We start from the raw sequence: 25971 nt of genomic DNA on the forward strand, positions 1-25971 counted from the left end.
CCACCACCGCCGCCCGGGCACCGGGCGCGGGGCTCGGGTCGGCCGGCGCGGGGCTCGGGTCGGCCGGTCGGCCGGCATCGTGGCGTGCGCGCGGTCACCTCCGAGCGGGCGCGTACCCTTGGGCATCATGAGTGCCCCGTCCACGACGCCGCGCGCGGCCGCGACCAATTCGGGCGACGACTCCAGCTCGGAGCCGTCGATCTGGCCCCGGCTCGAGCCGTTGCTCCCGCAGATCTCCAAGCCGATCCAGTACGTCGGCGGTGAGCTGGGCGCGGTCGTCAAGGACTGGGACGCCGCGACGGTGCGCTGGGCGCTGATGTATCCCGACGCGTACGAGGTGGGCCTGCCCAACCAGGGTGTGCAGATCCTCTACGAGGTGCTCAACGAGCTGCCCGACACCCTCGCCGAGCGGACGTACGCGGTCTGGCCCGACCTGGAGAGCCTGATGCGCACGCACGGCGTGCCGCAGTTCACCGTCGACGCGCACCGGCCGGTGCGCAAGTTCGACGTGTTCGGCATCTCCTTCTCCACCGAGCTGGGCTACACCAACATGCTCACGGCGATCGACCTGGCCGGCATTCCGCTGCTGGCCGCCGACCGTACCGACGCCGACCCGGTGATCGTGGCCGGTGGGCACGCCGCGTTCAACCCGGAGCCGATCGCCGACTTCATCGACGCCGCGGTGCTCGGCGACGGCGAGGAGGCCGTCCTGGAGATCACCGCGATCGTCCGGGAGTGGAAGGCCGAGGGCTCCCCGGGTGGCCGCGACGAACTGCTGCTGCGGCTGGCCCGCACCGAGAGCGTCTACGTGCCGCGCTTCTACGACGTCGACTACCTGCCGGACGGGCGGATCCAGCGGGTCGTGCCGAACCGGGCGGACGTGCCGTTCCGGGTGCACAAGCGCACGACGATGGACCTGGACGCGTGGCCGTACCCGAAGAAGCCCCTCGTGCCGCTCGCCGAGACGGTGCACGAGCGGTACGCCGTGGAGATCTTCCGGGGCTGCACCCGGGGCTGCCGCTTCTGCCAGGCCGGCATGATCACCCGCCCGGTGCGGGAGCGGTCGATCACCACCGTGGGGCAGATGGTGCGTGAGGGCCTGGAGTTCTCCGGCTTCAACGAGGTGGGCCTGCTGTCGCTCTCCTCGGCCGACCACTCCGAGATCGGCGACATGTGCTCGGGCCTGGCCCAGCAGTACGAGGGCACGAACGTGTCGCTGTCGCTGCCGTCGACCCGGGTGGACGCCTTCAACATCGACCTCGCGCAGGAGCTGTCCCGCAACGGGCGGCGTACCGGTCTGACCTTCGCCCCGGAGGGCGGGTCGGAGCGGATCCGCAAGGTCATCAACAAGATGGTGTCGAAGGAAGACCTGATCCGCACGGTCGTCACCGCGTACAGCAACGGTTGGCGGCAGGTGAAGCTCTACTTCATGTGCGGCCTGCCCACCGAGACCGACGAGGACGTCCTCGAGATCGCCGAGATGGCCCACGAGGTGATCCGGGCCGGGCGGGCCGCGACCGGCTCCAAGGACATCCGCTGCACGGTCTCGATCGGCGGGTTCGTGCCGAAGCCGCACACCCCGTTCCAGTGGGCCTCGATGGACCGTCCGGAGGTCATCGACCACCGGCTCAAGATCCTCAAGCAGGCCATCAACGCCGACCGTTCGCTGGGCCGGGCGATCGGCTACCGCTACCACGACGGCGAGCCGTCGCTGATCGAGGGCCTGCTCTCCCGGGGTGACCGCCGCGTCGGCGCGGTGATCCGCCGGGTCTGGGAGAACGGCGGCCGGTTCGACGGGTGGAGCGAGCACTTCTCGTACCAGCGCTGGGTGGACGCGGCGGCCGAGACGCTGCCCGCGTTCGGGGTGGACCTCGACTGGTACACCACCCGCCAGCGCGACGAGCTGGAGGTCCTGCCCTGGGACCACCTTGACTCGGGCCTGGACAAGGACTGGCTCTGGCAGGACTGGCAGGACTCGGTCAGCGGGTTCGAGCAGGACGACTGTCGGTGGACCCCGTGCTTCGACTGCGGCGTCTGCCCCTCCATGGACACCGAGATCCAGATCGGCCCGACGGGCAAGAAACTCCTCCCCCTGACGCCGATCACCCCCCTGAAGACCCCCGCCCCCTGACCGACCCCAGTGGGTCGCTCGCGTCGATCATGAAGTTGTTGCCCGCACCACGGCGTGTCGTCGACAATAACTTCATGATCAACGAGGTGCTGAGTTTCGAGGAGCGAGACGATCAGTAAGAGAAACCAGCCGGAGGGTGGGCAGGCGCCGGTCGTCCAGCGCGCCCGCATCCGGTACGCCAAGCGCGGGCCGCTGCGGTTCACCTCGCACCGGGACTTCGCCCGGGCCTTCGAGCGCGCGCTGCGTCGCGCCGCCGTACCGATCGCGTTCTCCCAGGGCTTCACCCCGCACCCGAAGATCTCCTACGCCAGCGCCGCTCCGACCGGGGTCGCCAGCGAGGCGGAGTACCTGGAGATCGGCCTTCAGGCCCCGGTCGACCCGGAGGCGCTGCGCGCCGCGCTCGACGCCGCGCTCTCGCCCGGGCTGGACGTGTTGGAGGTGGTGATCGCCGAGGGTGGCAGCCTGGCCGACCGTATCGAGGCGTCGCACTGGCACATCGAGCTGCCCGAGGTCGACACGGCGACCCTGCGCGCCGCCGTGGACGCGTTCACCGCCGCCGACGAGGTTCTGGTCGAGCGGATGACCAAGCAGGGGCGACGCACCTTCGACGCCCGCGCGGCAGTCATATCAATCGATGTCCTACCCCCGACGCAGACGCCTTCCGGGGCGCCGGCCGTACCGTGTGCGATACTCGAACTGGTCGTACGGCAGGTCACTCCGTCCGTACGGCCCGATGACGTCCTTTCCGGCCTCCGCGTGGTGGCCGACCTGGAGCCGCCGGTCTCGCCGAGGGTGACCCGGCTGGCTCAGGGCACGCTGACCGCGCAGGGTGCGATCGTGGATCCGTTGGATGCGGACCGCGGCGGGGCAGCCATCGTTGGGCACTGACCGACGGTCAGCGCTCTTGCAGGCAGACTTCGGCGGTCGCGCACCACGCGCGCCCGGCGGAAACACTTTTGCGGCGACCCTGCGTGGCAGCGCTCACCCGCGCCCGGGGCAGCCAGAACTGGAGAACGTCCATGCTCGAGAACGAGCCCGAGGGCGGCGAACGGACCGGTTCACAGCCGGCCGGGGATACCGCTGACCAGAGCAACACCGACAGCACCGCCGGCACCGAGCAAGCCACCGGCGCGCAGCAGACCGGGGCCGAGAGCGCCGAGCCCGCCGCGAAGCCGCGACGGGCCCGGGTCACCCGGCGTCGGGCCGCCCCGCTCAACCAGCCGGAGCAGGCCGAGGCGCCCGTCGAGGCGTCCACCGGTGGGATCGGCGCCGTCGAGTCGCCGCAGGCGGAGGTCTTCGCCCCGATCTCCGGTGACCTGGACGTCCCTCCGAAAACCCCCCGCCGCCGTCGCAAGGCCGCTCCGGTCGAGACGACCGCCGAGGAGCCGCTGGTCGCGGCCAGCGCGGAGCTGTCGTCCCCCGAGGTCGTTCCCCCGGTCAAGGTGACCCGCACCCGGCGGAAGAAGGCGACGCCCGCCGTCACCGAGCCGGAGCCCGCCGCTGCCGTCGAGTCGGAGCCGGCCGTCGAGTCGGAGCCGGCCGCCGTCACCGAGCCCGAGCCCGTCCCGGCCGACGAGACGCCGGCCGAGTCCGACCTGCGGGAGGCCGAAGCCGAGCTGGACGAGGCGCAGACCCCGCCGGGCGCGGCCGAGCAGGCGTTCGGGGATGTCCCGCCCGGTGTCGCCGTGGCCAACGTGACGGACGAGCCGATCGAGCCGGCCGAGGCCATCGAGGCCGAGCCGCCGAAGACCCGCCGTCGTCGCGCAGCGCTCTCCGCGCCCACCGTGCTGTTCATGGCGCCTCAGCCGGACGCCGTGCCGGTGACCCGCCCGGCCGAGCCCGAGCCGGTCGCCGAGGAGCCGGCCGTCGAGGCCGAGCCCTCCCGTCGTCGGCGGCGCGGCCGCCGCGACGCGGAGCCGGTGGAGCCGATCGAGGCCGTCGAGGCCGAGGAGGAGCCGACCGAGGAGGCCGACGAGGCCACCGAGGCGGACGAGGACGACGAGGACAGCGCCGCCGCGCGCCGTCGCCGCCGCCGTGGTCGCCGTGGTCGGGGCCGGGGCAAGGGTGGCGCCGACGACGCCGAGGACGAGGAGTCCGACGAGGCGGCGCAGGCCGAGGAGGAGACCGCCGAGGTCGAGGCCGAGGGCGAGGGCGACGAGGACGAGGAGTCCGAGGGCGGGGACGGGATGACCCGCCGTCGCCGTCGCCGTCGTCGCCGGGGCGCGGGTGACACCGAGGGGGCGGCCGCCGACGACGGCGTGCCGACCGTGGTCAAGATCCGCGAACCCCGTCGTACGGTCGACGAGGTCCAGGGCGTGTCCGGCTCGACCCGGCTGGAGGCCAAGCGCCAGCGTCGCCGGGACGGCCGGGAGCAGCGCCGTACGCGGCCGCCGATCCTCAGCGAGTCGGAGTTCCTGGCCCGCCGGGAGGCGGTGGACCGGGTGATGGCGGTCCGGCAGCGCGGCGACCGTACCCAGATCGCCGTCCTGGAGGACGGGGTGCTGGTCGAGCACTACGTCACCCGCAACTCCTCCGGCACCATGGCCGGCAACGTCTACCTGGGCAAGGTCCAGAACGTGCTGCCCAGCATGGAGGCGGCGTTCGTCGACGTCGGCCGGGGCCGCAACGCGGTGCTCTACGCGGGCGAGGTCAACTGGGACACCTCCGGGCTGGAGGGGCGGGCCCGCTCGATCGAGCAGGCGCTACGCTCCGGCGACTCGGTGCTGGTCCAGGTCACCAAGGACCCGATCGGGCACAAGGGCGCGCGGCTGACCAGCCACATCGCGCTCTCCGGTCGGCACCTGGTCTACGTGCCCAACGGCAACGCGTCCGGGATCAGCCGCAAGCTGCCGGACACCGAGCGCAAGCGGCTGCGGGACGTGCTCAAGAAGCTGGTCCCGGACGGCGCCGGCGTGATCGTCCGGACGGCCGCGGAGGGCGCCAGCGAGGACGAGCTGGCCCGCGACGTCAAGCGGTTGCAGGCGCAGTGGGAGGACATCCAGGCCAAGGCCGCCGAGGGTGGCGCCCCGGTGCTGCTCTACGAGGAGCCCGACCTGGTCATCCGGGTGGTTCGGGACCTGTTCAACGAGGACTTCCGCGAGCTGGTCATCGAGGGCGAGCAGTCGTACGGCATGGTCGAGTCGTACCTGTCGCACGTCTCCCCGGACCTGGTCGACCGGGTCCGTCGGCACGTCGGCACCAACGACGTGTTCGCCGAGTACCGGATCGACGAGCAGATCATCAAGGGTCTGGACCGCAAGGTGTTCCTGCCGTCCGGCGGTTCGCTGGTGATCGACAAGACCGAGGCCATGACGGTCGTCGACGTGAACACCGGCAAGTACACCGGCTCCGGCGGCAACCTGGAGGAGACGGTCACCCGCAACAACCTGGAGGCGGCGGAGGAGATCGTCCGCCAGCTCCGGCTGCGGGACATCGGCGGCATCGTGGTGATCGACTTCATCGACATGGTGCTCGAGTCGAACCGGGAGCTGGTGCTGCGCCGGCTCACCGAGTGCCTGGGTCGGGACCGCACCAAGCACCAGGTCACCGAGATCACCTCGCTCGGTCTGGTGCAGATGACCCGCAAGCGGATCGGCGCGGGCCTCCTCGAGGCGTTCAGCGAGACGTGCGACTGCTGCAAGGGCCGGGGCGTCATCATCCACACCGAGCCGGTGCCGGAGAAGCCGCGCACCGGCGGGGCCGCGGAGAAGGTCAAGGCCGTCGCGTCGTCGGCGCCGGCCGCCGCGGCCGCCCCGGCCGCGGAGAACGGCACGCCGTCCTCCCGCCGCCGGGCGCGCAAGAGCGCCCCGGCCGAGCGCGCCGTCATCGAGGTCGTCGACACCGACAACCACGCCGAACCGCACGCCGACTACCAGGACACCATGGGGTACGACCTGTCCCGGTACGAGACGGAGACGGAGGCCGCTCCGGCGGTGTCCGACAGCCAGCGGGGTGAGTCGGCCCGGCTGGCCGCGGCGGACGACCCGGACGCTCTCGCCGACGCCGACGGCGACGAGGAGGCCGCCGAGGGTGGCACCGGACGTCGTCGTTCCCGTCGGGGTGGCGCCCGCCGACGGACCCGCCCCTGAACGGCTGACCGGCCCGCCTGTCTCTGACGGCTGACCGGCCCGCCGTCCCTGAACGGCTGACCGGCCCGCCCGTCTCTGACGGCTGACCGGCCCGGTGTTTGACGAGGTCCCTTTCCCGGCAATGTGACGGGGAGGGACCTCGCCGCTCGGGTCACCCCGACGCGGGAACGCTCGGCCCCGGTCAGGAGAAGAAGATGCGTCGCCTGCTCGCTCGTACCCTGCTGGTAGCCGTACTCCTGGCTTCGGCGGGCTGCTCCGACGACCGCTCGGGTGGTGCGGGCCCGACCGGGGGTTCCGCGCCGACGGGTCCGGCTGCTACGCCGCTGGGCGGTGGCGCGACGGGCGGTGACGCCCGGGTCTGTGCCGAGGCGCGGCGGGCCGGGACCACCGCCGTCCGGGAATACGTCGAGGAGCTGGGCCAGATGGTCGCCGCGGTGGGCGCGGGTGACACCGTGACGGCCGACGCGGCCCGGACCCGGGCGCAGGCGGCCCTGGCCGGCTGGCGGACCGCGCTGCGGGAGCAGAGGGCTCAGGCCACCGACGCGCAGCTCAGGACGTTGCTCAGTGACCTCGGCACGGAGGTCGCCGCCCTCGGCGTCGACGTCGAGTCGATCGACGAGACCGAGCTGGACCGGCTCCAGCAGCGTCTCGATCAGCTCTGCGCCCGGTAACCAGGGCGGGCCGGTTTGGGGTCCATGCCAGCGATGGCGTACTCTTGCCTACGGCCCACCTTTGGTGTGCCGAGTTCCCGCGTGCCCGCGCCGCCGTGCACTGCTACCCGGCGAGCCGCCGCGGGGACGACCAGTCAGCAGCCTCAACGACAGGGAGTCCGCCTCCGATGTACGCGATCGTCAAGACCGGCGGCAAGCAGTACAAGGTCGCCGAGGGCGACGTGATCGAGGTCGAGAAGCTCACCGGTGCCCCCGGTGACGCGGTGAAGCTCACCGCGGTGCTCCTCGTCGACGGTGACGACCTGGTGACCGACGCGGCGAAGCTTGCCGAGGTCGCGGTGTCCGGCGAGATCGCCGCGCACACCAAGGGCCCGAAGATCCGGATCCACAAGTTCAAGAACAAGACCGGCTACCACAAGCGCCAGGGTCACCGCCAGCCGTTGACCCAGGTCAAGGTGACCGGCATCTCCAGCGGGAAGTAGGTCGTCCTCCAATGGCTCACAAAAAGGGTGCGTCCAGCTCGCGTAACGGTCGTGACTCCGCGGCCCAGCGACTTGGCGTGAAGCGCTTCGGTGGTCAGGTCGTCAGCGCCGGTGAGATCCTCATCCGGCAGCGTGGCACCAAGTTCCACCCCGGTGACCTGGTCGGCCGTGGCGGCGACGACACGCTGTTCGCCCTGGCCGCCGGCTCGGTCCTGTTCGGCACCAAGCGCGGTCGCAAGACCGTCAGCATCGTTCCGCAGCAGTAGTTCTCTTCGCTGAGCGGGCCGCGGACCTCCGGGTCCCGGCCCGCTCGGCTTTTTCGACGTGCGGGGTCGACCCTCGCTGGAAGGATTGACGCCGTGGCGACGTTCGTTGACCGGGTCGTCCTGCATCTGCAGGCCGGCGATGGTGGGCACGGTTGTGTCTCGATCCACCGCGAGAAGTTCAAGCCCTTCGGGGGGCCGGACGGCGGCAACGGCGGCCACGGCGGCAGCGTGTCGCTGGTGGTCGACCCGCAGGTGACCACGCTGCTCGACTTCCACTTCCACCCGCACGTCAAGGCCGACAACGGCAAGGGCGGCGCCGGGTCGAACCGGGACGGGGCCAACGGCCACAACCTGGTGCTCAAGGTGCCCAACGGAACGGTCGTGCAGACCACCGACGGCACCGTGCTGGCCGACATGGTCGGCGCCGGCACCACCTTCGAGGTGGCCCGGGGCGGGCGCGGCGGGCGCGGCAACGCGTCGCTGGCCAACGCCAAGCGCAAGGCGCCCGGCTTCGCCGAGCTGGGCGAGCCCGGTGACCAGCTGGACATCGTGCTGGAGCTGAAGAGCGTTGCCGACGTGGGCCTGGTGGGCTTCCCGTCGGCCGGTAAGTCGTCGCTGATCTCGGTGATCTCCGCCGCGAAGCCGAAGATCGCCGACTACCCGTTCACCACCCTCGTGCCCAACCTCGGTGTGGTCCGGATGGACAACCACACCTTCACCGTCGCCGACGTGCCGGGCCTGATCCCGGGCGCGGCCACCGGCAAGGGCCTGGGTCTGGAGTTCCTGCGGCACATCGAGCGCTGCGCGGTGCTGGTGCACGTCATCGACTCGGCGACCCTGGAGCCCGGCCGCGACCCGGTCGCCGACATCGACGCCATCGAGGCCGAGCTGAGCCAGTACGGCGGCCTGACCGACCGCCCCCGGCTGGTGGCCGTGAACAAGGTCGACGTGCCGGACGGCCGGGACCTCGCCGAGATCGTCCGCCCGGACCTGGAGGAGCGCGGCTACCGCGTGTTCGAGGTCTCCGCGGCCACCCGCGAGGGGCTCAAGGAGCTGACGTACGCGATGGCCGAGCTGGTCGAGGCGGAGCGCAAGGCGGCCCCGCCGGCCGAGCCGACCCGGATCGTGATCCGGCCGATGGCGGTGGACGACGCCGGGTTCACCATCACGGCCGAGGCCGACGGCTCGTTCACCGTCCGGGGCGTACGCCCTGAGCGGTGGGTCAAGCAGACCAACTTCGACAACGACGAGGCGGTCGGCTACCTCGCCGACCGGCTGGCCCGCCTCGGTGTCGAGGACAAGCTGGCCAAGGCCGGCGCCGAACCCGGTGACCTGGTCCGGATCGGTGAGCGCGAGTTCGACTGGCAGCCGACGCTCTACGCGGGCGTGGAGTTCGTGCCCGGTAACCGGGGCACCGACGTCCGCCTGGAGGAGAAGTCGAACCGGGCGTCGGCGGCGGAGCGGCTCGCCGCGCGCAAGGCCCGCCGGGTGCGCCCGGAGGACGAGATCGACGCGGACGAGATCGGCGCCGACATGGGCGACGACGACATCGAGGATGACGCCGAGTAGCCGGTTGCGCTCCGTGATCGGGTTGATTGCCGGAAACCTCCGCGAAATCAATCCCGCTTAGCGTCGGGTGATGCTGATCGAGTCGCGGCCCGCCATCGATCCCGAAATCGCCGCCCTGGTCGTCGCCCAGCAGCGTGAGCTGCGCGTCGCTGACGGCGGTTTGGACGGGCAGGTCACCGTCACCCACGACGACATCCGCTACCTGGCCGTGGTGGTGCGCGGTCGGGCGGTCGCCTGTGGCGGACTCCAGTCGCTCGACGCCGTCACCGGCGAGGTCAAGCGGATGTACGTGCGGCCGGCGTACCGGGGCAGGGGCATCGCTCGGCAACTGCTCGCCGCCCTGGAGGAGTGCGCGTTCCAGCAGGGGCACACCGTGGTCTGCCTGGAGACCGGCACGTACCTGCCGGCGGCCGTCGGGCTGTACACCTCGTGCGGCTACGAACCGATCCCGGTGTACGGCGAGTACGTGGGCAACCCGTACAGCGTCTGCTTCGCCAAACGGCTCCCGGTCGCTGCCTGAGACGTAAGGAAGGGCACCTTCTTAACGCCTGGTGTATAGAAAGGGGCCCTTCCTAACGGCTAATGGGCGCGCGGGCGGCGTCAGGCCCCGGCCTCGGCGTGCGCGACGGTGACCGGCTTGGACTCCGGTCGAGCCGCGCTGCACCAGGTACCGGTGAGCATCCGCGCGAAGTAGCAGCTCAGGGGCGGTCGATCGGGGTGTCGAGGCGTCCGCCGGTCCCGGCTTCGTTCGACAGCAGCAGGCCGAGGGCCAGCATGCCGAAGCCGAGGGCGAGGTGCAGCCAGTTGTCAGCGCCGTTGACCGGCAGGATGTTCGCGCCACCCTCCTCGTCGATCGCCTCGATCGCCAGGCCGTACAGCCACAGGGCGAGGTAGATCGCGCCGCCCCCGGCCAGGAAGACCCGCGCGCCGGCGACGCTGCGGGCCAACACCAGACCCACCAGCCCGAACAGCAGGTGTACGGCGTTGTGCAGGATCGAGACCTGGAACACGCCGAGCAGTTTGGCGTCCGAGTGGTGCCCGGCGAAGGCCAGATCGCTGTAGTCGGTGGTAATGCCGGGGATGTAGCCGAGGACACCGATCAGCAGGAAGACCCCGGCCACGACCAGCGCGGCGACCTGCACCCGCGGTCGGGGCGCGGCAGGTCGGCCACCCCGCGCGTCTCGTGCCATCGGTGCCCCTTTCGTGGATCTCCCGGTCCCGCGAACGTCGCTGTCCGCAGCGGCGACGTGACGCAGCCCCGCGATCCTCCATTTTGAAGTCCCTCCCGACGCTCGCGCAGAGAAATGCACGAACAGGTATGGAAGCCAAAACGCCGGGTAGGTGAGTTGTCAGCGGCCACGGCGACACGGCCGCCTCCCCCAGAACAACCGCGACGACACTTCCGAGCGGAAGGGAAATCATGACTTACGATCTGTCACCCACCTCCACCACGTACGGCCAGGAGTCCACCAACGGCGGCGGCGTCCGCGAGCAGGCCCGGCACGTCGGGTCCGAGGCGGCGCACGCCGGTGGCGCGGTCGCCCAGACCGCCAAGGAGCAGGGCACCGAGGTCGGCCGTGAGGCCGTCCGGCAGGCCCGCAACCTCTACGGCGAGGCCCGCAGCCAGCTCGCCAGCCAGACCGGTGAGCAGCAGCGCCGCGCGGCCGGCGGACTGCGGTCGATCGCCGACGAGATGCGCTCGATGGCCGAGCAGGGTGGCCAGGCCGGTCCGGTGAGCGAGCTGGCCCGCCAGGCCGCCGACCGGGTGCACGGCGTGGCCGGCTGGCTCGAGGAGCGCCAGCCCGGCGACCTGATCAATGAGGTACGCGACTACGCGCGGCGTAACCCGGGCACCTTCCTGGTCGGCGCGGCGGTGCTCGGTGTGCTGGCCGGCCGCCTGACCAAGGGCATCTCGGCCTCCGGTGACGACTCCGGCAACGGTTCCGCGGGTTACCGCGGCGCGGGCGCGTACGACCCGGAGCGCACCGCCGTGATCCCCACCCCGCCGCCGACGCCCCGCACGGCCGCGGACGCCACCCCGGCCGGCGGTTACCTCGACCCGACCCCGGGCACCTACACCGAGCCGACCTCCGGCGGTTACGCCGACCCGACGCCGGGCGGCTACCGCGATCCGGCCCGCCAGGGCGGCTACACCGAGCCGGCGAGCACCGGTCAGCCGCTGCCGCCGGTGACCCAGACCGACCCGCTGCCGGGCGTGCCGTCCAGCGGCAGCCCCCGCCCGTGAGGTGTCGAGTCATCCGAAGGGAGGCGGCGGCATGAGCATGCCGACGCAGGGGTCCGGACTGGACTCCGGTTACCACCCCGACGCGGGTGCCCCGCACACCGCGGCCGAGGTGAAGGGCAGTTCGCTCGGTGATCTGATGCGTCAGGTCACCACCGACCTGTCGACGCTGATGCGCCAGGAGGTCGAGCTGGCCAAGGCCGAGATCCGCCAGGAGGGCAAGAAGGCCGGCAAGGCTGCGGGCCTATTCGGCGGTGCCGGCTTCGGCGGCTACATGGTGGCCCTCTTCGTTTCGATCGCCATCTGGCAGTTCTTGGACAACGTCATGGACTCCGGGCTCGCCGCGCTGATCGTGGCCGTGCTCTGGGCCGTGGTCGCCGCCGTCCTCTACTCGGCGGCGAAGAAGAACGCCCAGCACGTACGCGGGCTCAAGCAGACCAACGACAGCGTGCAGCGGATCCCCGACGCGCTCAAGCCCCACCCGGAGGGAGTCACCCGATGAGCACCGACCCCGACCAGATCCGCCGGGAGATCGAAGCCACCCGCAACAGCCTCAGCTCCGACGTGGACGCGTTGGCGTACAAGGTCAGCCCCAGCCGCATCGTCGACGACCGTAAGCAGCGGGCCCGCTCCGCGCTGCAGAATGTGAGGGACAAGGTCATGGGAACCGCTTCCGACCTCGGCCAGGGCACCGGCCACGCCGCCCACTCGGTGGGTGACCGCGCGTCGTCGGCGGCGTCCAGCGTCAGCGACGCCGCGCAGTCGGCGGCCTCCTCGGTGAGCGACGCGGCCCACAGCGCGCCCCGCGTGATCCGGGAGAAGTCGCAGGGCAACCCGCTCGCCGCCGGTCTGATCGCCTTCGGCGTGGGCTGGCTGGCCTCCTCGCTGATTCCGGCGTCCCGCCGGGAGCAGCAGGCGGCCGCGCAGGTCAAGGAGAAGGTCGGCGAGCACAGCGGAGTCGTCAGGGAGAAGCTGGGCGAGGTTGCCAGCGAACTCAAGGACGAGCTGCGTGAGCCGGCCCAGCACGCCGCCGAGTCGGTGAGGTCCACCGCCCAGGACGCGGTGCACGCGGTCAAGGACGACGGCCGCTCGGCCGCCCAGGACGTCAAGGACCAGGCACAGCAGGCCCGCCAGCAGGTCAGTTCCTGAAGTCACCGACGTCGACGACGGCTCGCGGTCACCCCGGTGGCTGCGGGCCGTCGCCGTATCTCCCCGCGATCTTGCACTTGCTGTTGCTGACCTGTCGGCTAACGCGGCTTCTGTCCCAGCAGAAAGTGCAAGATCGCGGGGACTTCGTGGCGGTGGGCTGGGGTGCGGATTCTGGTGTCGCCGTAGCTGACGCCGCCTTTCAGCAGGCGCTGGGTTATCGCAAGCCAGCTGCAGATGCCGCGTTCGAGCAGCCAGAGCGGGGCGGCCAGCGTGGTGGTCGGTGGGAAGACGGTGGCACCGGCGGCGCGGCGGCGACCCGCCTCGGCCAGGGCGACGACGCTGGCCGTCATGCCGAGCAGCAGCCGGGGCCGGCGGGACGCGACCGCCGCGGCCAGCGCGGGCACGACCGCGAGCGCGGTCAGCAGGCGGACCGGCTGGGCCAGGTCGTCGTACGCCTGGCGGACCCGCTGGCCCCGGAAGTGCGCCGCGTCCGGCGGCAGCCGCCGTACGTACAGCCAGGGCGGCGCGACCTCGACGCCGCCGTGGGCCCGCACCGTACGGATCAGCTCCAGGTTCTCGAAGAGCACGTCGGGGTCGTACCCGCCCATGGCGAGGAACGTGCTGCGGCGTACCGCGAGGGTGCCGGGGTAGTCGTTTCCGAGAGCGCGGTTGAGCAGCGTCCGCCCGGTGTCCCACCAGGCGTGCCAGGGCAGGGGGTCGAAGTAGTTCTGCGGCCGGACCAGGTCGACCCGGTCCAGCAGTCGGTGCACCGCGTGGAGCCCGGCCTCGTCGTACCGGACGTCGTCGTCGGCGATCACCACGTGCTCGTGGCGTGCCGCGCCGACGCCGGTGTGCACCCCCACCACCTTGCCGTTGAGCCCGCGCCGGGCCCGGTCGGGCGGCAGGTGCCGCACCAGCGGCCGCCAGGCCGCCGCGTGCCGGGCGAACAGCTCCGGAGGCGACCCGTCGACCACGATCACGTCGACGAGACCGCTCAGCCGGCGCAGGTAGCCGGTCAGCTCGTCCAGGCCGGCGTCGGTGTGCCAGCGCAGCGGCAGGACGTACGCCATCGGCAGGGCCGTTCCGCCGGTGTCGTGACGCGCGGCGCGCCGGGCGTCACCGGTGGCCGGAGAGGGCATCGCGCCTCCTGGGCGGTGCTGCGCGGCGGGTGTGCCGCCCGCTGCGCCTGCCCGCACGGCGGCCGCCCAAACCGGTGCGAAGCACCGACCCCCGGGACAACGACGACCTCAGGCGCGGCGGACGTTGGTGACGGTCATGCGGCCGGGTGGCAGGACGGGCATCCGGTGCAGGTCCAGGCGCAGATCCTGCGGCGGCACGTCGTAGCGCATGCCGCCGGTCAGGTGGGTGACCGCCCGCTTCATGAGGTCGATGGTGATCCACTCGCCGGCGCAGCGGTGTCCGGTGCTGTGGTCGCCGCCGCCCTGCGCGATCAGCGCGAACGGGTCCACGCGCCGGTCGGCGAACCGCTCGGGGCGGAACAGTTCCGGTTCGGGCCATAGCGCCGGGTGGTGGTTCGTGCCGTAGAGGTCGAGCAGCACCCGCCGCCCCTGGGGGAAGTGGTGGCCCTGCCAGTCGAAGGAGCGCCGGACCCGGGCCGCGGCCATCGGGAAGAACGGGTAGTAACGGCGTACCTCCTGGACGAACTGCTCGGTGGCCCCGTCGTCGCCGTGGACCCGCTGTCGCCACGCGGGGTGGTCGCGCAGGGCGAGCGCGGCGAAGACGATGTACCGGTCCACGGCGACTGTCGGACGCAGCAGGTTGAGCAGTTCGACGGCGGCGATCCGGCGGGGGAGCAGCGCCCCGCGCATGTCGCGGTGCTCGGCGACGACCCGTAGCGGGCTGTCGGCCGGGGCCGGGTGGATGCCGACCCGGGTCCGTTCGACGAGGTCGCCGATCCAGCGTTCGGCGCGGCGGCGGGCGAGCAGGCCCCGCCAGTGCCGTGGGCCGACGACCGCCGGGCCCTCGATCATGGCGTGCAGGTCGACGGCGCGGCGGTCGACCTGCGACGTGGCCAGCGGCACGCCGGCCCAGGCGCAGACCACCCGGGTCAGCAGCCGGCCCAGCTCGTCGTAGAGCGGCACCGCGCCGGCCGCCTCCCAGGCGGGAATCCGGGCCCGCCACTCGGCGTCGAAGAGGTGCCCGAGTCGCGCGATCGCCGTCGGCGTCATGATCGACATGAACATGGCCTTGCGGTCGGTGTGCGCGGCGCCGTCCAGCCCCTGCACGCCGCCCCGACCGGTGAGGGTCCGCTGAATCCGCAGCGGCATGGCGCTCTCGCGCTGGAAGCGCTCGTTGTCGTAGAACAGGGTGGCGGCTGGTCGACCCCGCAGGCAGATGGTCGGCGTGAGCAGGATCCGGGTTGAGAAGACGTCGCTGCCCAGGCGGTCGCAGCGTTCTCCGATGAACCGGTAGCCGGCGCGCAGCAGGGCGAGGGTGCTGTCCGGGCCGCGGTCGGCCGGCATGGTCGCCATCGGGCCTCCTCGAGGTTCCGGCGGCGGCCCGCGTCGCCGCCGGGGCACGTCTACCCTCGTGGCCGCCGCGCAATCCCCGCGTCGACAGCGCGTCCGCTGGCCCCTCCCACGGGCGGCGGAACCTGGTTGGCTTGCCGGTGGGGCCGTCGTCGGCCGGCATCGTCGGACGACGGTGACGACCCCGTCGGGCCGAGGTGTCCACGACCACGGGGAGGACGTATGAACGACAACAGGCCGCCGCGCTGGCGGCAGCGGCGGGCGGTCGAGACGCTGGGTGCGGGCCGGGCCGGGCGGCCGCTGATCGGCCCGCCGGGCCGGCCGGCCCGACCGCGCCGGTTCTTCACCGTGCACCTGGGCTTCACCGCGCCGGGCGCGGCCGACGCGCTCGAACAGGCGGTGGCGTACGCGGAGGCGCTGAGCCTGCTCCGCCCGGAGTTGGCGCTCGGTGCGGCGGCCCTGTCGCCGGCCGATGCCTGGCACCGGGCCGAACGGCTGTTCTGCGGCGCGGTCGGCCCGGACGGGGAGCGCTGCGTCGACGTCGCCGACCATCCCGGCTTCCACCACGCGCCGGGCCCGGGCGGTCTGGGCTGGGGCGACGGCGACTAGCCACGGGCTTTGACACCCGCCCTAACCCTGCTGAGAAACCCCCACCGCGCGACCGGTGCCGGTGTCCCCCTCGAAGAGGACACCGGCACGTGCCACGGCGGATCAGTCGAGGTCGAACTCGCCGTCCTGCGCGCCGGCCACGAACGCGTCCCACTCGGCCTGGGTGAAGACCAGCACCGGGCCCTGCGGCTCGGCGGAGTTGCGCATCCCGATCAGGTCGTCGACGAAGGCGACCTCGACAGCGCTCTCGGAGGTGTCCCCCTCGGCCCGTTGCCAGACCGCGCGGGAGAGGTCGAAATCGCCCTTGGGGTGCTGCGCCATGGTTCTTTCCTCCACTGCAGGGGGCCAGGTGGGGACCGCCTGCCGATCCCCATCGGGCAGGATAAGCGGATGCCGAGCCTGACCCGTGTAGAGGCGACCGCGCGTGGCGCGGCGATTACTGTCGAGTCCTATCAGGTGGACCTCGACCTGACCGGCGACGGCGATCTGTTCCGGTCCCGCGTCGAGATCCGGTTCCGGGCGACCGCCGGGGCCGCGACCTTCGCCGAGGTCAGGCCGGCGAACCTCCTCGCGGTACGCCTCAACGACCGGGCCGTCGACCCCGCCACGCTGACCGACAACCGGCTGCCGCTGGTCGATCTCGACACGACGAACACCCTCGTCGTCGAGGCGGAGATGACGTACTCCAACGCCGGGGAGGGGCTGCACCGCTTCGTCGATCCGGCGGACGGCGAGACCTACCTCTACGCGATGTCGTTCCTCGACAATGCCCAGCGCATCTTCGCCGCGTTCGACCAGCCCGACCTCAAGGCCCCGTTCACCCTCTCGGTCACCGCGCCGCCGCGGTGGACGGTCTCCGGCAACGCCGAGGTGGTCGCCACCCCGGCCCCGGGGCGCTGGGAGTTCGCCCCGACCGCGCCGCTGGCGACGTACTTCTTCTCGCTGATCGCGGGGCCGTACCACGTCCGCCGTGCCGAGCACGACGGCATACCGCTGGCGATCTACTGTCGACGGTCGCTCGCCGAGCACCTGGACGCCGACGCCGAGGAGATCTTCGACATCACCGGGCGGTGCCTGGACCGGTTCCACCAGCTCTTCGCCGAGCGCTACCCGTTCGGCAAGTACGACCAGGCGTTCGTGCCCGAGTTCAACGCCGGCGCGATGGAGAATCCGGGCATCGTCACCTTCCGCGACGACTACGTGTTCCGTTCGGCGGTCACCGACACCCAGCGCGAGGTTCGGGCCACCACCATCGCCCACGAGATGGCGCACATGTGGTTCGGTGACCTGGTCACCATGCGCTGGTGGGACGACCTGTGGCTCAACGAGTCCTTCGCCGAGTACCTGGGCACCCGGGTCACCGCCGAGGCCACCCGCTTCGACCAGGCGTGGACGACGTTCGCCATGCGCCGCAAGGCCTGGGGATACGCGGCCGACCAACGTCCCTCCACCCACCCGGTCGCGCCGCCGGAGGTGGCCGACGCCGACGAGGGTCTGCTCAACTTCGACGGCATCTCGTACGCCAAGGGCGCCGCCGTGCTGCGGCAACTGGTCGCGTGGCTCGGCGACGAGGCCTTCCTCGCCGGCCTGAACGCGCACTTCGCCGCGCACCGCTTCGGCAACGCCACCCTCGCCGACCTGCTCACCAGCCTCTCCGCCGCCAGCGGCCGGGACCTGTCCGGTTGGGCCGAGCTGTGGTTGCGCCGGCCGCAGGTCAACACGTTGCGCGCCGAGGTCCACGTCGACGCCGACGGGCGTTACACCGAGGTCGCCGTGGTGCAGACCGCCCCCGCGTCGCACCCCGTGCTGCGTCCGCACCGCATCGGGGTGGGTCGGTACGCGGCGGACGGTGCCGTCCAGCGCGCGGAGGTGGATCTCGATCCGGCCGTCGACGGCGGTCGTACCGTGCTCGGCGCGTTGACGGGCGAGCCGGCGGCCCAGGTGCTGCTGCTCAACGACGGTGACCTGACCTTCGCCAAGGTACGCCTCGACGAGGCGTCGGCGGACGCGGTCGCGGTGGTGCTGCCTTCTCTGACCGATCCGCTCGCCCGGGCGGTGCTCTGGGGCGAGGCGCTGGACGCGGCGACCGACGGCGAACGGCCCGTCGCCGGCCTGGTCGACCTGATGGTCGCGGCGCTGCCCGTCGAGACCGAGGTGATCATCGCGGAGGACGTGCTCGTCATCAGCCGGTCGCTGGTGGACCGTTACCTCGACCCGCTGGCCCGTTCGGCGGCGCTGGCCCGGGTCGCCGAGGCGTGCCGGCGTCTGCTCGATGGCGCGCCGGCGGGGGAGTCGTTGCAGCTCGCCGCCGCCCGGGGCTGGATCGCCGCGACCACCGACAGCGACCTGCTCGTCGGCTGGCTCGCCGGCCGGGACGTACCGGCCGGGCTGGCCGTCGACGCGGAGCTGCGGTGGGCGGTGCTGCGCCGGCTCGTGGTGCTGGGCGCGGCGGGCGAGGCGGAGATCGCCGAGGAGGCGCGGGCCGACGTCAGCTCCACCGGCGCGGAACAGGCCGCGTACTGCCGGGCCGCCCTGCCCGACCCGGTGGCGAAGCAGGCGGCATGGGAAATCCTCATGCGGGACACCGAGCTGTCCAACCGGCTGCTCGAGGCCACCGCGGAGGGGTTCTGGCAGCCCGAGCAGCCCGAGCTGACCGCCGCGTACGTCGGGCGGTACTTCGCCGAGATGCCGGCCGCCGCTCGTCGTCGTACCCCCTGGACGGCCGACCGGGTGGCGAAGCTGGCGTTTCCCCGCTACGCCGTGGCGCAGCCGACCCGGGAGGCGGCCGCGGCGTTGCTGGCCCGCGACGACCTGACGGCGGGCCTGCGGCGGGTCGTCACCGACGCCGACGACGACCTGCGGCGGGCGCTCGTGGCGCGCACGGCGGTGGCCGCCGCCTCGGCCTGAGGTCGGCCGGCCGCCGTGGTGGGCGGCCCGGGTTGCGATGGTCGGAGCGCGGGGTGGCCCGAGCGGCCACCCCGCGCCCGTGCTCAGCGCAGGGCGGGTTCGGCCGTGACCGGGGCGTCGAAGTCGATGACGTAGCGCTGCTCGTGGGCGATGGTGCGTTCCGGGTCCATCGCCGTGCGCACCAGCAGCGGTATGAGCAGCGGCATCAGCGTCCGGGCGACCGGGCCGGGCGCCTTCGTGTGGTTGATCCGCGCGGCGCGGGCGGCGACCTTCTCGACCCGGGTGCGACGCAGCCGCACGTACGCCTCGAAGGCCGACGTCACGTCGGGTAGGTCCCGCAGGCAGCGGGCGAGCTGCACCGCGCTCTCGATGGCGAGCGAGGCGCCCTGCCCGGAGCTGTTCGACGGCGCGTGCGCGGCGTCGCCGACCAGCACCAGGCGACCCCGGTGCCAGTGCGGCACGGGCGGCATGATCTGCAACGCGCCGGCCACCTGGAGGTCGTCGGCGGAGCTGGTGGCCATCAGCTCCCGGCCCGGGTCGTCGTCGCCGTAGGTGGCGCGCAACGTGTCCAGCCACTGCCGCGCGGGCACCGTACGGGCCTCGACGAGGCTCATCGGCCGCTGCCCCGGCAGGTTGGCCCCCCAGCGGGTGCCGCCACCCGGCTCGGGCCAGTACAGGTAGTAGCCGCGCCGTCCGAAGGCGAACGTCATCGTGCCCGCCTCGGCGTCCACCTCGTGCCGGGCGACCGCCTCGAAGCCGAGCAGTCCGGTGAATCGGGGGCCGGGCGCGGCCGGGTCGATGAGGTCACGGACCGTGGAGCGGATGCCGTCCGCGCCGACCAGGACGTCGGCGGTCGCCGTGGTGCCGTCCTCGAAACGCGCGGTCACGCCGTCGTCGGTCTGCGTGACGTCGACCAGTCGCCTGCCGTACGCGAAGGTGATGCCCTCGGCGACGGCCCGGTCGTGCAGCACCCGGTGCAGCTCGGCCCGGTGTACCACGCGCAGCGGCGGCACTCCGGCCAGCATCGGCAGGTCGATCCGTCGGGCGCCGACGGCCATGACGCTGCGGTGGATCCCGGTGGCGATCGCCGTCACCGCCTCGTCCGCGCCGACGGCCCGCAGGGCTGCCACGCCGTTGGGCGCGAGCGCGAGGGTGCCACCGATGCCACCGGCTCCGCTGACGGTCGCCGGGTACGCCTCGGCGACGGTGGCGGTGATGCCGGCGCGGTGGAGGGCGAGGGCCGCCACGGGCCCCGCGATGCCGCCGCCGATGACGAGTGCGGTTCGTACCGTTGTCATGCTCTTTCTCCCTGGTGTCGTCGCGTGGGTGCGGACGAACCGTCCTGGGAGGGGACCCGGTTATCCTCGTGGTTGCCGCTTCGGGCCGGGTGCCTGCTCAGGTGTCGGTTCGGGGTAGGGCTCCGGCGGGGTGTTGGCGCACCCCGCCGGAGCTGTCTTGTCAGTCGGCGGTGTCGGGGTCGCTGCTGGTCCTTGCGGCCAGCTCGGCCAGCTCGGCCGGCATCTCGCCGGTCTCGTGGAAGGCCCGCCAGGTGTCCAGCCCCGGGTAGCTTCCCGAGGTCAACTCCGCCAGCAGGGCCCGCAGCCAGGTGGCCTCGGCGTCCCGGATGGCGAGGTCGTACTCGTTCTCGACCAGGAACAGTCGCGGGACGTCCCGCAGGTGGGCGTCGAGCGTCTCGCGGTCCCGGCGGAGCGCGTCGTCCAGTCGGTCGAGTCGCTGCCGGAGCAGGTCGGTCGCCTCGTCGGGGTGCAGGGCGGCGAGCACGGAGAGGCCGGCCCGGAAGCGGGGATGCTCCGCCATGGGCATGCCGACCAGCTCCCGCGCCCAGTCGACCAGCTCGGCCCGGCCCGCGTCGGTGATCCGGTAGACGGTGCGTTCCGGGCGTCGGCCCTCGCGCACGCTCTCCACGGCGGCGATCAACTGGTGTTTGTCCAGGTTGCGGATCACCGTGTAGAAGGAGCCCCACTTGAACTCCATGTCCTGGTCCTTGCCCCAGGCGCGCAGCGTGCTGGCCATCTCGTAGGGATGCATGGGCCGCTGGACGAGGGCGGAGAGCACGGCCAGCGCCAGCAGGTTGCCGACCTTGCGCCGCTTCGGCATGACGCACCTCCCAAATACTCGTGGACGAGTATACGCACGCGAGTATCCGCGTCGCCAGCCCCTCGGGCCGATACGACCGGTTCGGACGCCCGGCCTACGATCAACGGGTGGAGGAAGATATCCGGCGGATCGGGATCATGGGTGGCACCTTCGACCCGATCCACCACGGGCACCTCGTCGCGGCCAGCGAGGTGGCGGACCGGTTCGGCCTGGACGAGGTGGTCTTCGTCCCCACCGGGCAGCCGTGGCAGAAGGCCGACGAGCCGGTCAGCCCCGCCGAGGACCGGTACCTCATGACGGTCATCGCCACCGCCTCCAACCCCCGCTTCCAGGTCAGTCGCGTCGACATCGACCGCAGCGGCCCGACCTACACGGTCGACACGTTGCGTGACCTCCAGGCCGAGTACGGCGCCAAGGTCCAGCTCTTCTTCATCACCGGAGCGGACGCGCTGCAACGCATCCTGTCCTGGAAGGACCTGGACGAGATCTTCGAGCTGGCCCACTTCGTCGGTGTGACCCGGCCCGGTTTCGCGCTGACCGACAAGCACCTCCCGGCGGACACGGTCAGCCTGATCCAGGTGCCCGCGATGTCCATCTCGTCGACCGACTGTCGTGCCCGGGTCGCCCGGGGTGAGCCGGTCTGGTACCTGGTGCCTGACGGTGTGGTGCAGTACATCGCCAAGCGACGCCTATATCAGTCCTGATCGCGTCCGGTATGTGCTGGTTGGTGCGTCTAACCGACCAGAACTGACGGGTCGGGACCTCGCCGGGTGTGAGACGCTTGGAGGATCGCACGCCTGATCGAAGGAGAACGGTGACAGTTTCCGAACGCGCGCACGAGCTGGCGATCGCCGCCGCCCAGGCAGCCGCCGACAAGAAGGCGCAGGACATCGCGATCATCGACGTCGGCGACCAGCTCGCCATCACGGACGCGTTCCTGCTCGCCGCCGCCCCCAACGAGCGCCAGGTGCTCGCCATCGTCGACGCCATCGAGGAGCGCCTGCTGGAGCTTCCGGAGAAGGCCAAGCCGATCCGGCGCGAAGGCGAGCGGGGTGGCCGCTGGGTGCTGCTCGACTACGTCGACATCGTGGTACACGTCCAGCACACCGAGGAGCGCGAGTTCTACGGGCTCGACCGCCTCTGGAAGGACTGCCCCACCATCCCGTTCGTCGACCGCGACCTGGTCGAGGCCGACGCCAGCGGGTCCGCCGCGGCCGAATGACCCGGCTGATCGTCTGGCGGCACGGCAACACCGACTGGAACGCCGCCAACCGCGTCCAGGGGCAGACCGACGTACCCCTCAACGAGCTGGGCCGCGACCAGGCCCGCGCCGCCGCGCCGCTGCTCGCGTCGCTGCGTCCGGACGCCATCGTCTCCAGCGACCTGGGCCGCGCCGCGGAGACCGCCGCGGCGCTGGCCGCGCTCACCGGCCTCGGGGTACGCACCGACGCCCGGCTGCGCGAGCGGCACTTCGGCCGGTGGCAGGGCCTGCACCTCACCGAGGTCGCCGAGCGCTTCCCCGGCGAGTACGCGCGCTGGCGGGCCGGCGACCCGGCGCCGGGCGCGGATCTGGAGCCGCTGCACGAACTCGGTGAGCGGGTCGCCGCCGCGTTCCTGACGGCGGCCGACGCGACGCCCGGCGGGACGGTGGTCCTCGCCACCCACGGCGGCGCCTCCCGCCAGGGCGTTGGCCACCTGCTCGGCTGGCCTCCCGAGGTGCTGCGCAGCATCGGCTCACTGGCCAACTGCCACTGGACCGAGCTGCGACACGACGACGTCCGGGGCTGGCAGCTCCGTGGCCACAACGTCGGCCTCGTCACCGCCCCGGCCGTCGTCGACGCGGTCTGAGCGCCGATCCGGCCCGGGTCGGCGCTCGCACCTCGGCGCGGCGGGTCGTGATCGGCTAGCGTGCCGGGCATGCCCGTCGCGGTCGTCATCGACTCCACCGCCTACCTCCCACCCGAGCTGGTGCTGCGGCACCGGCTGACCGTCGTCCCGCTGACCGTCGTGCTCAACGGCGCGGAGGGATTGGAGGGGGTGGAGACCCAACCCGCCGACGCCACCCGCGCGCTGGGCGAACGGCGGGTGTCGGCCAGCACGTCCCGGCCGGCGCCCGAACAGTTCGCCCGGACGTACCGCCGTCTCCTCGACGACGGCGCCGACGGCGTCGTCTCGGTGCACATCTCCGCCGGCCTGTCCGGCACCGTCGAGGCCGCCCGCCTGGCCGCCGTCGACCTCGGCGGTCGGGTCGAGGTCGTCGACAGCCGCTCCGCCGGCATGGGCCTCGGCTTCCCGGCCATCGCCGCCGCCATCGCCGCCGAAGCCGGAGCGGACCTGGCCGGCGTACGCGACGCGGCGCTCGCCGCGGTGGCCCGGACCACCGTCTGGTTCTACGTCGACACGTTGGAGTTCCTCCGCCGGGGCGGCCGGATCAACGCCGCCGAGGCGCTGCTCGGCACCGCCCTGTCGGTCAAGCCGATCATGCACATGCCGGACGGCGCGATCGTGCTGCGGGAGAAGGTGCGTACCGCCAGTCGGGGAGTCGCCCGGCTCGTCGACCTGGCCGTCGAGGCGGCCGGCGACGACGACGTCGACCTGGGCGTACACCACCTGGCCGCGCCGCAGCGCGCCGAGGCGCTGCTCGCCGCGCTCACCGCGCGCCTGGGCGAACGGGTGCACGACACGTACGTCTCCGAGGCGGGCGCGGTGGTCGCCGCGCACGCCGGGCCGGGTCTGGCCTGTGTCGTCGTGCACCGTCGGCCCAGGAGCTGAGATCGTGGCCGGCGCGTGCGTGGTGACCGGTGGTGGCCGTGGCGTCGGTCGGGCCGTGACGCGACGGCTGGTGACGACCGGCGTGACCGTCGTCGTCGTGGAGCGCGACGCCGAGGCGGTGGACTGGCTCGCCGGGCACCCGGCCGCCGATCGCCTGCTCGCGGTGGTCGGCGACGCCGGTGACGAGCGGGTGGCCGAACACGCCGCCGAGGTGGCCGAACGCGTCGCCCCGCTGACCGGCTGGGTGAACAACGCGGCGATCTTCCGGGACGCGGCCCTGCACACGGCGTCGGCCGACACCGTGCTGGACCTGATCGGGCTGAACCTGCGCCCGGCCGTGGTGGGCGCCGCCGTGGCGGTGCGCCGCTTCCTGGCCGCCGGCACGGGCGGCGCGATCGTGAATGTCTCGTCGCACCAGGCCCGCCGGCCGGTGCCGGGCGCCCTGCCGTACGCCACGGCGAAGGCTGCCGTGGAGGGGCTGACCCGGGCGCTGGCCGTCGAGTACGGACGGCACGGCATCCGCGCCAACGCCGTCGCGCTCGGCTCGATCGCCACCGAGCGGCACGCCGAGTTCCTCGCCGCGCAGGAGCCCACCCGGGCCGAGTGGATCGACGCCGAGTTGACCCGGCTGCACCCGGTGGGCCGGATCGGGCGTGTCGACGAGGTGGCCGAGGTGGTCGCGTTCCTGCTGTCGCCGGCCGCCAGCTTCGTCAACGGGGTGACCCTGCCGGTGGACGGGGGACGGGCGGTGCTCGGCCTCGACCCGGAGGCCCGCTGATCCGGTGCACTCGGGCCGCCTCCCTCCGGAGACGGCCCGACTGCTGTCCGCTCAGCTTCGCAGGGACCACTGCTGGTTCTGTCCACCGTTGCAGGCCCAGAGGATCAGTTTGGTGCCGTTGGCGGTGGCGGCGCCGTTGGCGTCCAGGCAGAGCCCGGACTGGACGCCGGTGAGGGTGCCGTTGGCGTTGACGTTCCACTGCTGGTTCGCGCCGCCGTGGCAGTCCCAGATGATCACCTGGGTGCCGTTCGCGGTGCCCTGGCCGTTGGCGTCGAGGCACTTGTTGCCGTACACCTGGATCTGTTTGCCGGCCGTGTAGGTCCAGCGTTGCGCGGCGCTGTTGCTGATGCAGTCCCACAGTTGCACCTGGGTGCCGTTGGTGGTGGCGCCGTTCGGCACGTCGACGCAGCGACCGGACTGCGCGCCCACGATCTGGGCGTTCTGCTGCGGGTTGCCGCCGCTCGCGGGGGTGTAGGCGGCAGCGGCGATGTTCGCCTGCACGGCGTCCTCGGTGGCGGCCGTCGGGTAGCCGGAGGTCAGCACGCCCTCGAAGAAGGTGCCGCGACCGGTGATGCTGTTGTCACCACCGATGCCCAGGAGGATGGCCCCCTCCTTCTTCATCGGGTTGTAGCCGTTGGGCCGCCGACCGTCGAAGTAGGTGGTCAGGCCACCCGACTGCGAGTTCCCGCCGCGGATCGCCCAGTGGTTCGGCTCGCCCTTGACCATGGCCGTGACGAAGCGGTGGTTGATGGACGCGATGTTGTTGTACCCCGCGTTCACCCCGGAGAACAGGCCCCACTCCAGGTCGGCCATGATCCAGGGACCCGCGCCCGCTCCGTAGCCCCACTGCTTGTTCGCGCCGAAGTAGACCGTCTCCATGATCGCGCGCTCGTCGGCCTGGACGTTGGTCTGCGCGTTGCCGTAGTCGAAGCAGCACCACTGGTTGTAGTGCGTGCCGTCGACGACGGCGTAGATGCCCTCGGGCTGGTCGCCGGTCGCGACGCCGTTGGTGTTGTTGTTGCGGTAGCCGGTGCCGGGGGCGATGTAGACGCCGTACGCCTTCTGGCCGCCGATGGTGACCGGTGCCGCCTTGGCGTCGGCGAGGTTGTCGTACCCGCCGGGGGCCGGGCCGGTGAAGCCGCCGGGAGGCGCCTGCGTGAGCCGGTTGTTGCGGCCGGACTGGTCGTAGATGATCGTGATCACGCAGCTCGTGTTGGCGCAGAACGTGTCCTGGGTGGCGGCGTTGGCGACGCCACCGGCGCTGAGCACGCCGACGTCGCGGGTGGTGTTGTCCGATGATCTGCGCACCTGGTAGAGCGCTCCGTTGTACGCGCCGTACAGGGCCCGGGTGGTGCTGTGCGCGGCGACGCACGGCGTCCCGCCGGAGGCGTAGATGTCGCACGGGCCGGTGCCGGCCGCCCGGGCGACGCCGGGCGTCTCCGTGAGCAGGTAGACGCCGGCCCCGGCGACGAGGACCAGCAGGGTCCCCGCTGCGGCCAGCAGGCGGTGCAGCCTTCTCTTCACGTCCATGGTTCCCCTCAGGTGGCGGTGGTGGTGGGGGGTGATGATAGCGTTAACATTAATCCTCATCCATGAACGCGCGCTACCTCCGGGCGGTCGGTGGCCCGTGCTCCCGTAGCAGACGCGAGCATGATCAGGGCGTTGTCCACAGAGGCCCCGGTTGTCCACAGGTCGGGCCA

At 72.3% G+C, this 25971-nt stretch carries 25 protein-coding genes; 18 read left to right on the forward strand and 7 right to left on the reverse strand.

Annotated features, from left to right (window positions below):
• Window positions 1–127: 127 nt before the first annotated feature.
• The 8 genes from ACIBTX_RS29210 (at window position 128) to ACIBTX_RS29245 (ending at window position 9727) form a co-directional block, all read left to right on the forward strand.
• Window positions 128–2131 (forward strand): TIGR03960 family B12-binding radical SAM protein, encoded by a 2004-nt coding sequence (locus ACIBTX_RS29210; RefSeq protein WP_357134489.1) that lies wholly within the window; start codon window positions 128–130, stop codon window positions 2129–2131.
• A 168-nt stretch (window positions 2132–2299) separates the two neighbouring features.
• The gene (locus tag ACIBTX_RS29215; protein WP_357175718.1) at window positions 2300–3019 is read left to right on the forward strand and encodes a TIGR03936 family radical SAM-associated protein; all 720 of its coding nucleotides are present in this window, start codon (window positions 2300–2302) and stop codon (window positions 3017–3019) included.
• Between the two features lie 131 nt (window positions 3020–3150).
• Complete coding sequence (locus ACIBTX_RS29220; protein ID WP_357397638.1) at window positions 3151–6219, forward strand: Rne/Rng family ribonuclease; 3069 nt, start codon at window positions 3151–3153, stop codon at window positions 6217–6219.
• Window positions 6220–6413: 194 nt separating this feature from the next.
• Window positions 6414–6890, forward strand: coding sequence for a hypothetical protein (locus ACIBTX_RS29225; RefSeq protein WP_357134492.1), 477 nt, complete (start codon window positions 6414–6416; stop codon window positions 6888–6890).
• A 167-nt stretch (window positions 6891–7057) separates the two neighbouring features.
• The gene (rplU, locus tag ACIBTX_RS29230; protein ID WP_007464063.1) at window positions 7058–7372 is read left to right on the forward strand and encodes a 50S ribosomal protein L21; all 315 of its coding nucleotides are present in this window, start codon (window positions 7058–7060) and stop codon (window positions 7370–7372) included.
• 11 nt (window positions 7373–7383) lie between these two features.
• A complete protein-coding gene (gene rpmA, locus ACIBTX_RS29235; RefSeq protein WP_043966727.1) occupies window positions 7384–7638 on the forward strand; it encodes a 50S ribosomal protein L27 in 255 nt (84 codons plus the stop codon).
• A gap of 93 nt (window positions 7639–7731) precedes the next feature.
• On the forward strand, window positions 7732–9207 hold the full coding sequence (gene obgE / locus ACIBTX_RS29240) for a GTPase ObgE (RefSeq protein ID WP_357397631.1): 1476 nt from the start codon (window positions 7732–7734) through the stop codon (window positions 9205–9207).
• A gap of 70 nt (window positions 9208–9277) precedes the next feature.
• Window positions 9278–9727 (forward strand): GNAT family N-acetyltransferase, encoded by a 450-nt coding sequence (locus tag ACIBTX_RS29245; RefSeq protein ID WP_357134495.1) that lies wholly within the window; start codon window positions 9278–9280, stop codon window positions 9725–9727.
• A gap of 178 nt (window positions 9728–9905) precedes the next feature.
• Here ACIBTX_RS29245 and ACIBTX_RS29250 read toward each other — a convergent pair whose 3' ends face one another.
• On the reverse strand, window positions 9906–10397 hold the full coding sequence (locus ACIBTX_RS29250; protein WP_357134497.1) for a DUF4383 domain-containing protein: 492 nt from the start codon (window positions 10395–10397) through the stop codon (window positions 9906–9908).
• A gap of 230 nt (window positions 10398–10627) precedes the next feature.
• On the opposite strand from ACIBTX_RS29250, the gene ACIBTX_RS29255 reads away from it, so the two are divergent.
• Genes ACIBTX_RS29255 through ACIBTX_RS29265 form a run of 3 tightly spaced genes read left to right on the forward strand, consistent with a single transcriptional unit; the run spans window position 10628 to window position 12598 of the window.
• Window positions 10628–11452 (forward strand): hypothetical protein, encoded by an 825-nt coding sequence (locus ACIBTX_RS29255; protein WP_357134498.1) that lies wholly within the window; start codon window positions 10628–10630, stop codon window positions 11450–11452.
• A gap of 31 nt (window positions 11453–11483) precedes the next feature.
• The gene (locus tag ACIBTX_RS29260) at window positions 11484–11951 is read left to right on the forward strand and encodes a phage holin family protein (protein WP_357134500.1); all 468 of its coding nucleotides are present in this window, start codon (window positions 11484–11486) and stop codon (window positions 11949–11951) included.
• Entirely contained in the window at window positions 11948–12598 is a 651-nt protein-coding gene (locus ACIBTX_RS29265) for a DUF3618 domain-containing protein (protein WP_396833274.1), read from the forward strand. Before ACIBTX_RS29260 ends, ACIBTX_RS29265 begins: the two co-directional genes overlap by 4 nt.
• 98 nt (window positions 12599–12696) lie before the next feature.
• Here the strand turns inward: ACIBTX_RS29265 and ACIBTX_RS29270 are convergent, their stop codons facing one another.
• Together ACIBTX_RS29270 and ACIBTX_RS29275 are read right to left on the reverse strand one after the other, a co-directional pair.
• On the reverse strand, window positions 12697–13737 hold the full coding sequence (locus tag ACIBTX_RS29270; protein WP_357397617.1) for a glycosyltransferase: 1041 nt from the start codon (window positions 13735–13737) through the stop codon (window positions 12697–12699).
• Window positions 13738–13845: 108 nt separating this feature from the next.
• Window positions 13846–15090: a cytochrome P450 gene (locus ACIBTX_RS29275; RefSeq protein ID WP_357397615.1), complete on the reverse strand. Its 1245-nt coding sequence runs from the start codon at window positions 15088–15090 to the stop codon at window positions 13846–13848.
• Between the two features lie 219 nt (window positions 15091–15309).
• On the opposite strand from ACIBTX_RS29275, the gene ACIBTX_RS29280 reads away from it, so the two are divergent.
• Window positions 15310–15696 (forward strand): hypothetical protein, encoded by a 387-nt coding sequence (locus ACIBTX_RS29280; RefSeq protein ID WP_357134506.1) that lies wholly within the window; start codon window positions 15310–15312, stop codon window positions 15694–15696.
• Window positions 15697–15798: 102 nt separating this feature from the next.
• Here the strand turns inward: ACIBTX_RS29280 and ACIBTX_RS29285 are convergent, their stop codons facing one another.
• Window positions 15799–16017 (reverse strand): DUF397 domain-containing protein, encoded by a 219-nt coding sequence (locus tag ACIBTX_RS29285; protein ID WP_355053179.1) that lies wholly within the window; start codon window positions 16015–16017, stop codon window positions 15799–15801.
• Window positions 16018–16086: 69 nt separating this feature from the next.
• On the opposite strand from ACIBTX_RS29285, the gene pepN reads away from it, so the two are divergent.
• Window positions 16087–18603: an aminopeptidase N gene (gene pepN / locus ACIBTX_RS29290; protein ID WP_396833275.1), complete on the forward strand. Its 2517-nt coding sequence runs from the start codon at window positions 16087–16089 to the stop codon at window positions 18601–18603.
• Window positions 18604–18686: 83 nt separating this feature from the next.
• Here the strand turns inward: pepN and ACIBTX_RS29295 are convergent, their stop codons facing one another.
• Window positions 18687–19901, reverse strand: a complete 1215-nt coding sequence (locus ACIBTX_RS29295) for an FAD-dependent monooxygenase (protein WP_396833276.1) — start codon at window positions 19899–19901, stop codon at window positions 18687–18689.
• 160 nt (window positions 19902–20061) lie between these two features.
• The gene (locus ACIBTX_RS29300) at window positions 20062–20721 is read right to left on the reverse strand and encodes a PadR family transcriptional regulator (RefSeq protein ID WP_357134513.1); all 660 of its coding nucleotides are present in this window, start codon (window positions 20719–20721) and stop codon (window positions 20062–20064) included.
• A 107-nt stretch (window positions 20722–20828) separates the two neighbouring features.
• Between ACIBTX_RS29300 and nadD the strand changes: the two genes are divergently transcribed.
• The 5 genes from nadD to ACIBTX_RS29325 all read left to right on the forward strand — a co-directional run bounded on the left by nadD (window position 20829) and on the right by ACIBTX_RS29325 (window position 24271).
• Window positions 20829–21425: a nicotinate-nucleotide adenylyltransferase gene (nadD, locus tag ACIBTX_RS29305; RefSeq protein ID WP_357134515.1), complete on the forward strand. Its 597-nt coding sequence runs from the start codon at window positions 20829–20831 to the stop codon at window positions 21423–21425.
• Between the two features lie 110 nt (window positions 21426–21535).
• Window positions 21536–21943: a ribosome silencing factor gene (gene rsfS / locus ACIBTX_RS29310; RefSeq protein WP_355053184.1), complete on the forward strand. Its 408-nt coding sequence runs from the start codon at window positions 21536–21538 to the stop codon at window positions 21941–21943.
• Window positions 21940–22569: a histidine phosphatase family protein gene (locus tag ACIBTX_RS29315; protein WP_357398945.1), complete on the forward strand. Its 630-nt coding sequence runs from the start codon at window positions 21940–21942 to the stop codon at window positions 22567–22569. Before rsfS ends, ACIBTX_RS29315 begins: the two co-directional genes overlap by 4 nt.
• A gap of 69 nt (window positions 22570–22638) precedes the next feature.
• A complete protein-coding gene (locus ACIBTX_RS29320; RefSeq protein WP_357398948.1) occupies window positions 22639–23493 on the forward strand; it encodes a DegV family protein in 855 nt (284 codons plus the stop codon).
• A gap of 4 nt (window positions 23494–23497) precedes the next feature.
• Window positions 23498–24271, forward strand: a complete 774-nt coding sequence (locus ACIBTX_RS29325; RefSeq protein WP_396833277.1) for an SDR family NAD(P)-dependent oxidoreductase — start codon at window positions 23498–23500, stop codon at window positions 24269–24271.
• A 51-nt stretch (window positions 24272–24322) separates the two neighbouring features.
• Here the strand turns inward: ACIBTX_RS29325 and ACIBTX_RS29330 are convergent, their stop codons facing one another.
• On the reverse strand, window positions 24323–25801 hold the full coding sequence (locus ACIBTX_RS29330; RefSeq protein WP_396833278.1) for an arabinofuranosidase catalytic domain-containing protein: 1479 nt from the start codon (window positions 25799–25801) through the stop codon (window positions 24323–24325).
• Window positions 25802–25971: the final 170 nt, after the last annotated feature.

Source organism: Micromonospora sp. NPDC049359 (assembly GCF_044466585.1).
In the GTDB taxonomy this organism is placed as follows: Bacteria; Actinomycetota; Actinomycetes; order Mycobacteriales; family Micromonosporaceae; genus Micromonospora.

Coding starts and splice junctions, on each gene's coding strand:
- pepN (WP_396833275.1), top strand. CDS start 16,087: ATGCCGAGCCTGACCCGTGTAGAGGCGACCGCGCGTGGCGCGGCGATT.
- ACIBTX_RS29330 (WP_396833278.1), bottom strand. CDS start 25,801: ATGGACGTGAAGAGAAGGCTGCACCGCCTGCTGGCCGCAGCGGGGACC.
- ACIBTX_RS29250 (WP_357134497.1), bottom strand. CDS start 10,397: ATGGCACGAGACGCGCGGGGTGGCCGACCTGCCGCGCCCCGACCGCGG.
- ACIBTX_RS29285 (WP_355053179.1), bottom strand. CDS start 16,017: ATGGCGCAGCACCCCAAGGGCGATTTCGACCTCTCCCGCGCGGTCTGG.
- ACIBTX_RS29280 (WP_357134506.1), top strand. CDS start 15,310: ATGAACGACAACAGGCCGCCGCGCTGGCGGCAGCGGCGGGCGGTCGAG.
- rplU (WP_007464063.1), top strand. CDS start 7,058: ATGTACGCGATCGTCAAGACCGGCGGCAAGCAGTACAAGGTCGCCGAG.
- ACIBTX_RS29315 (WP_357398945.1), top strand. CDS start 21,940: ATGACCCGGCTGATCGTCTGGCGGCACGGCAACACCGACTGGAACGCC.
- ACIBTX_RS29265 (WP_396833274.1), top strand. CDS start 11,948: ATGAGCACCGACCCCGACCAGATCCGCCGGGAGATCGAAGCCACCCGC.
- ACIBTX_RS29225 (WP_357134492.1), top strand. CDS start 6,414: ATGCGTCGCCTGCTCGCTCGTACCCTGCTGGTAGCCGTACTCCTGGCT.
- ACIBTX_RS29220 (WP_357397638.1), top strand. CDS start 3,151: ATGCTCGAGAACGAGCCCGAGGGCGGCGAACGGACCGGTTCACAGCCG.
- ACIBTX_RS29255 (WP_357134498.1), top strand. CDS start 10,628: ATGACTTACGATCTGTCACCCACCTCCACCACGTACGGCCAGGAGTCC.
- ACIBTX_RS29295 (WP_396833276.1), bottom strand. CDS start 19,901: ATGACAACGGTACGAACCGCACTCGTCATCGGCGGCGGCATCGCGGGG.
- ACIBTX_RS29245 (WP_357134495.1), top strand. CDS start 9,278: ATGCTGATCGAGTCGCGGCCCGCCATCGATCCCGAAATCGCCGCCCTG.
- ACIBTX_RS29275 (WP_357397615.1), bottom strand. CDS start 15,090: ATGGCGACCATGCCGGCCGACCGCGGCCCGGACAGCACCCTCGCCCTG.
- ACIBTX_RS29270 (WP_357397617.1), bottom strand. CDS start 13,737: ATGCCCTCTCCGGCCACCGGTGACGCCCGGCGCGCCGCGCGTCACGAC.
- ACIBTX_RS29320 (WP_357398948.1), top strand. CDS start 22,639: ATGCCCGTCGCGGTCGTCATCGACTCCACCGCCTACCTCCCACCCGAG.
- ACIBTX_RS29210 (WP_357134489.1), top strand. CDS start 128: ATGAGTGCCCCGTCCACGACGCCGCGCGCGGCCGCGACCAATTCGGGC.
- ACIBTX_RS29260 (WP_357134500.1), top strand. CDS start 11,484: ATGAGCATGCCGACGCAGGGGTCCGGACTGGACTCCGGTTACCACCCC.
- ACIBTX_RS29300 (WP_357134513.1), bottom strand. CDS start 20,721: ATGCCGAAGCGGCGCAAGGTCGGCAACCTGCTGGCGCTGGCCGTGCTC.
- rpmA (WP_043966727.1), top strand. CDS start 7,384: ATGGCTCACAAAAAGGGTGCGTCCAGCTCGCGTAACGGTCGTGACTCC.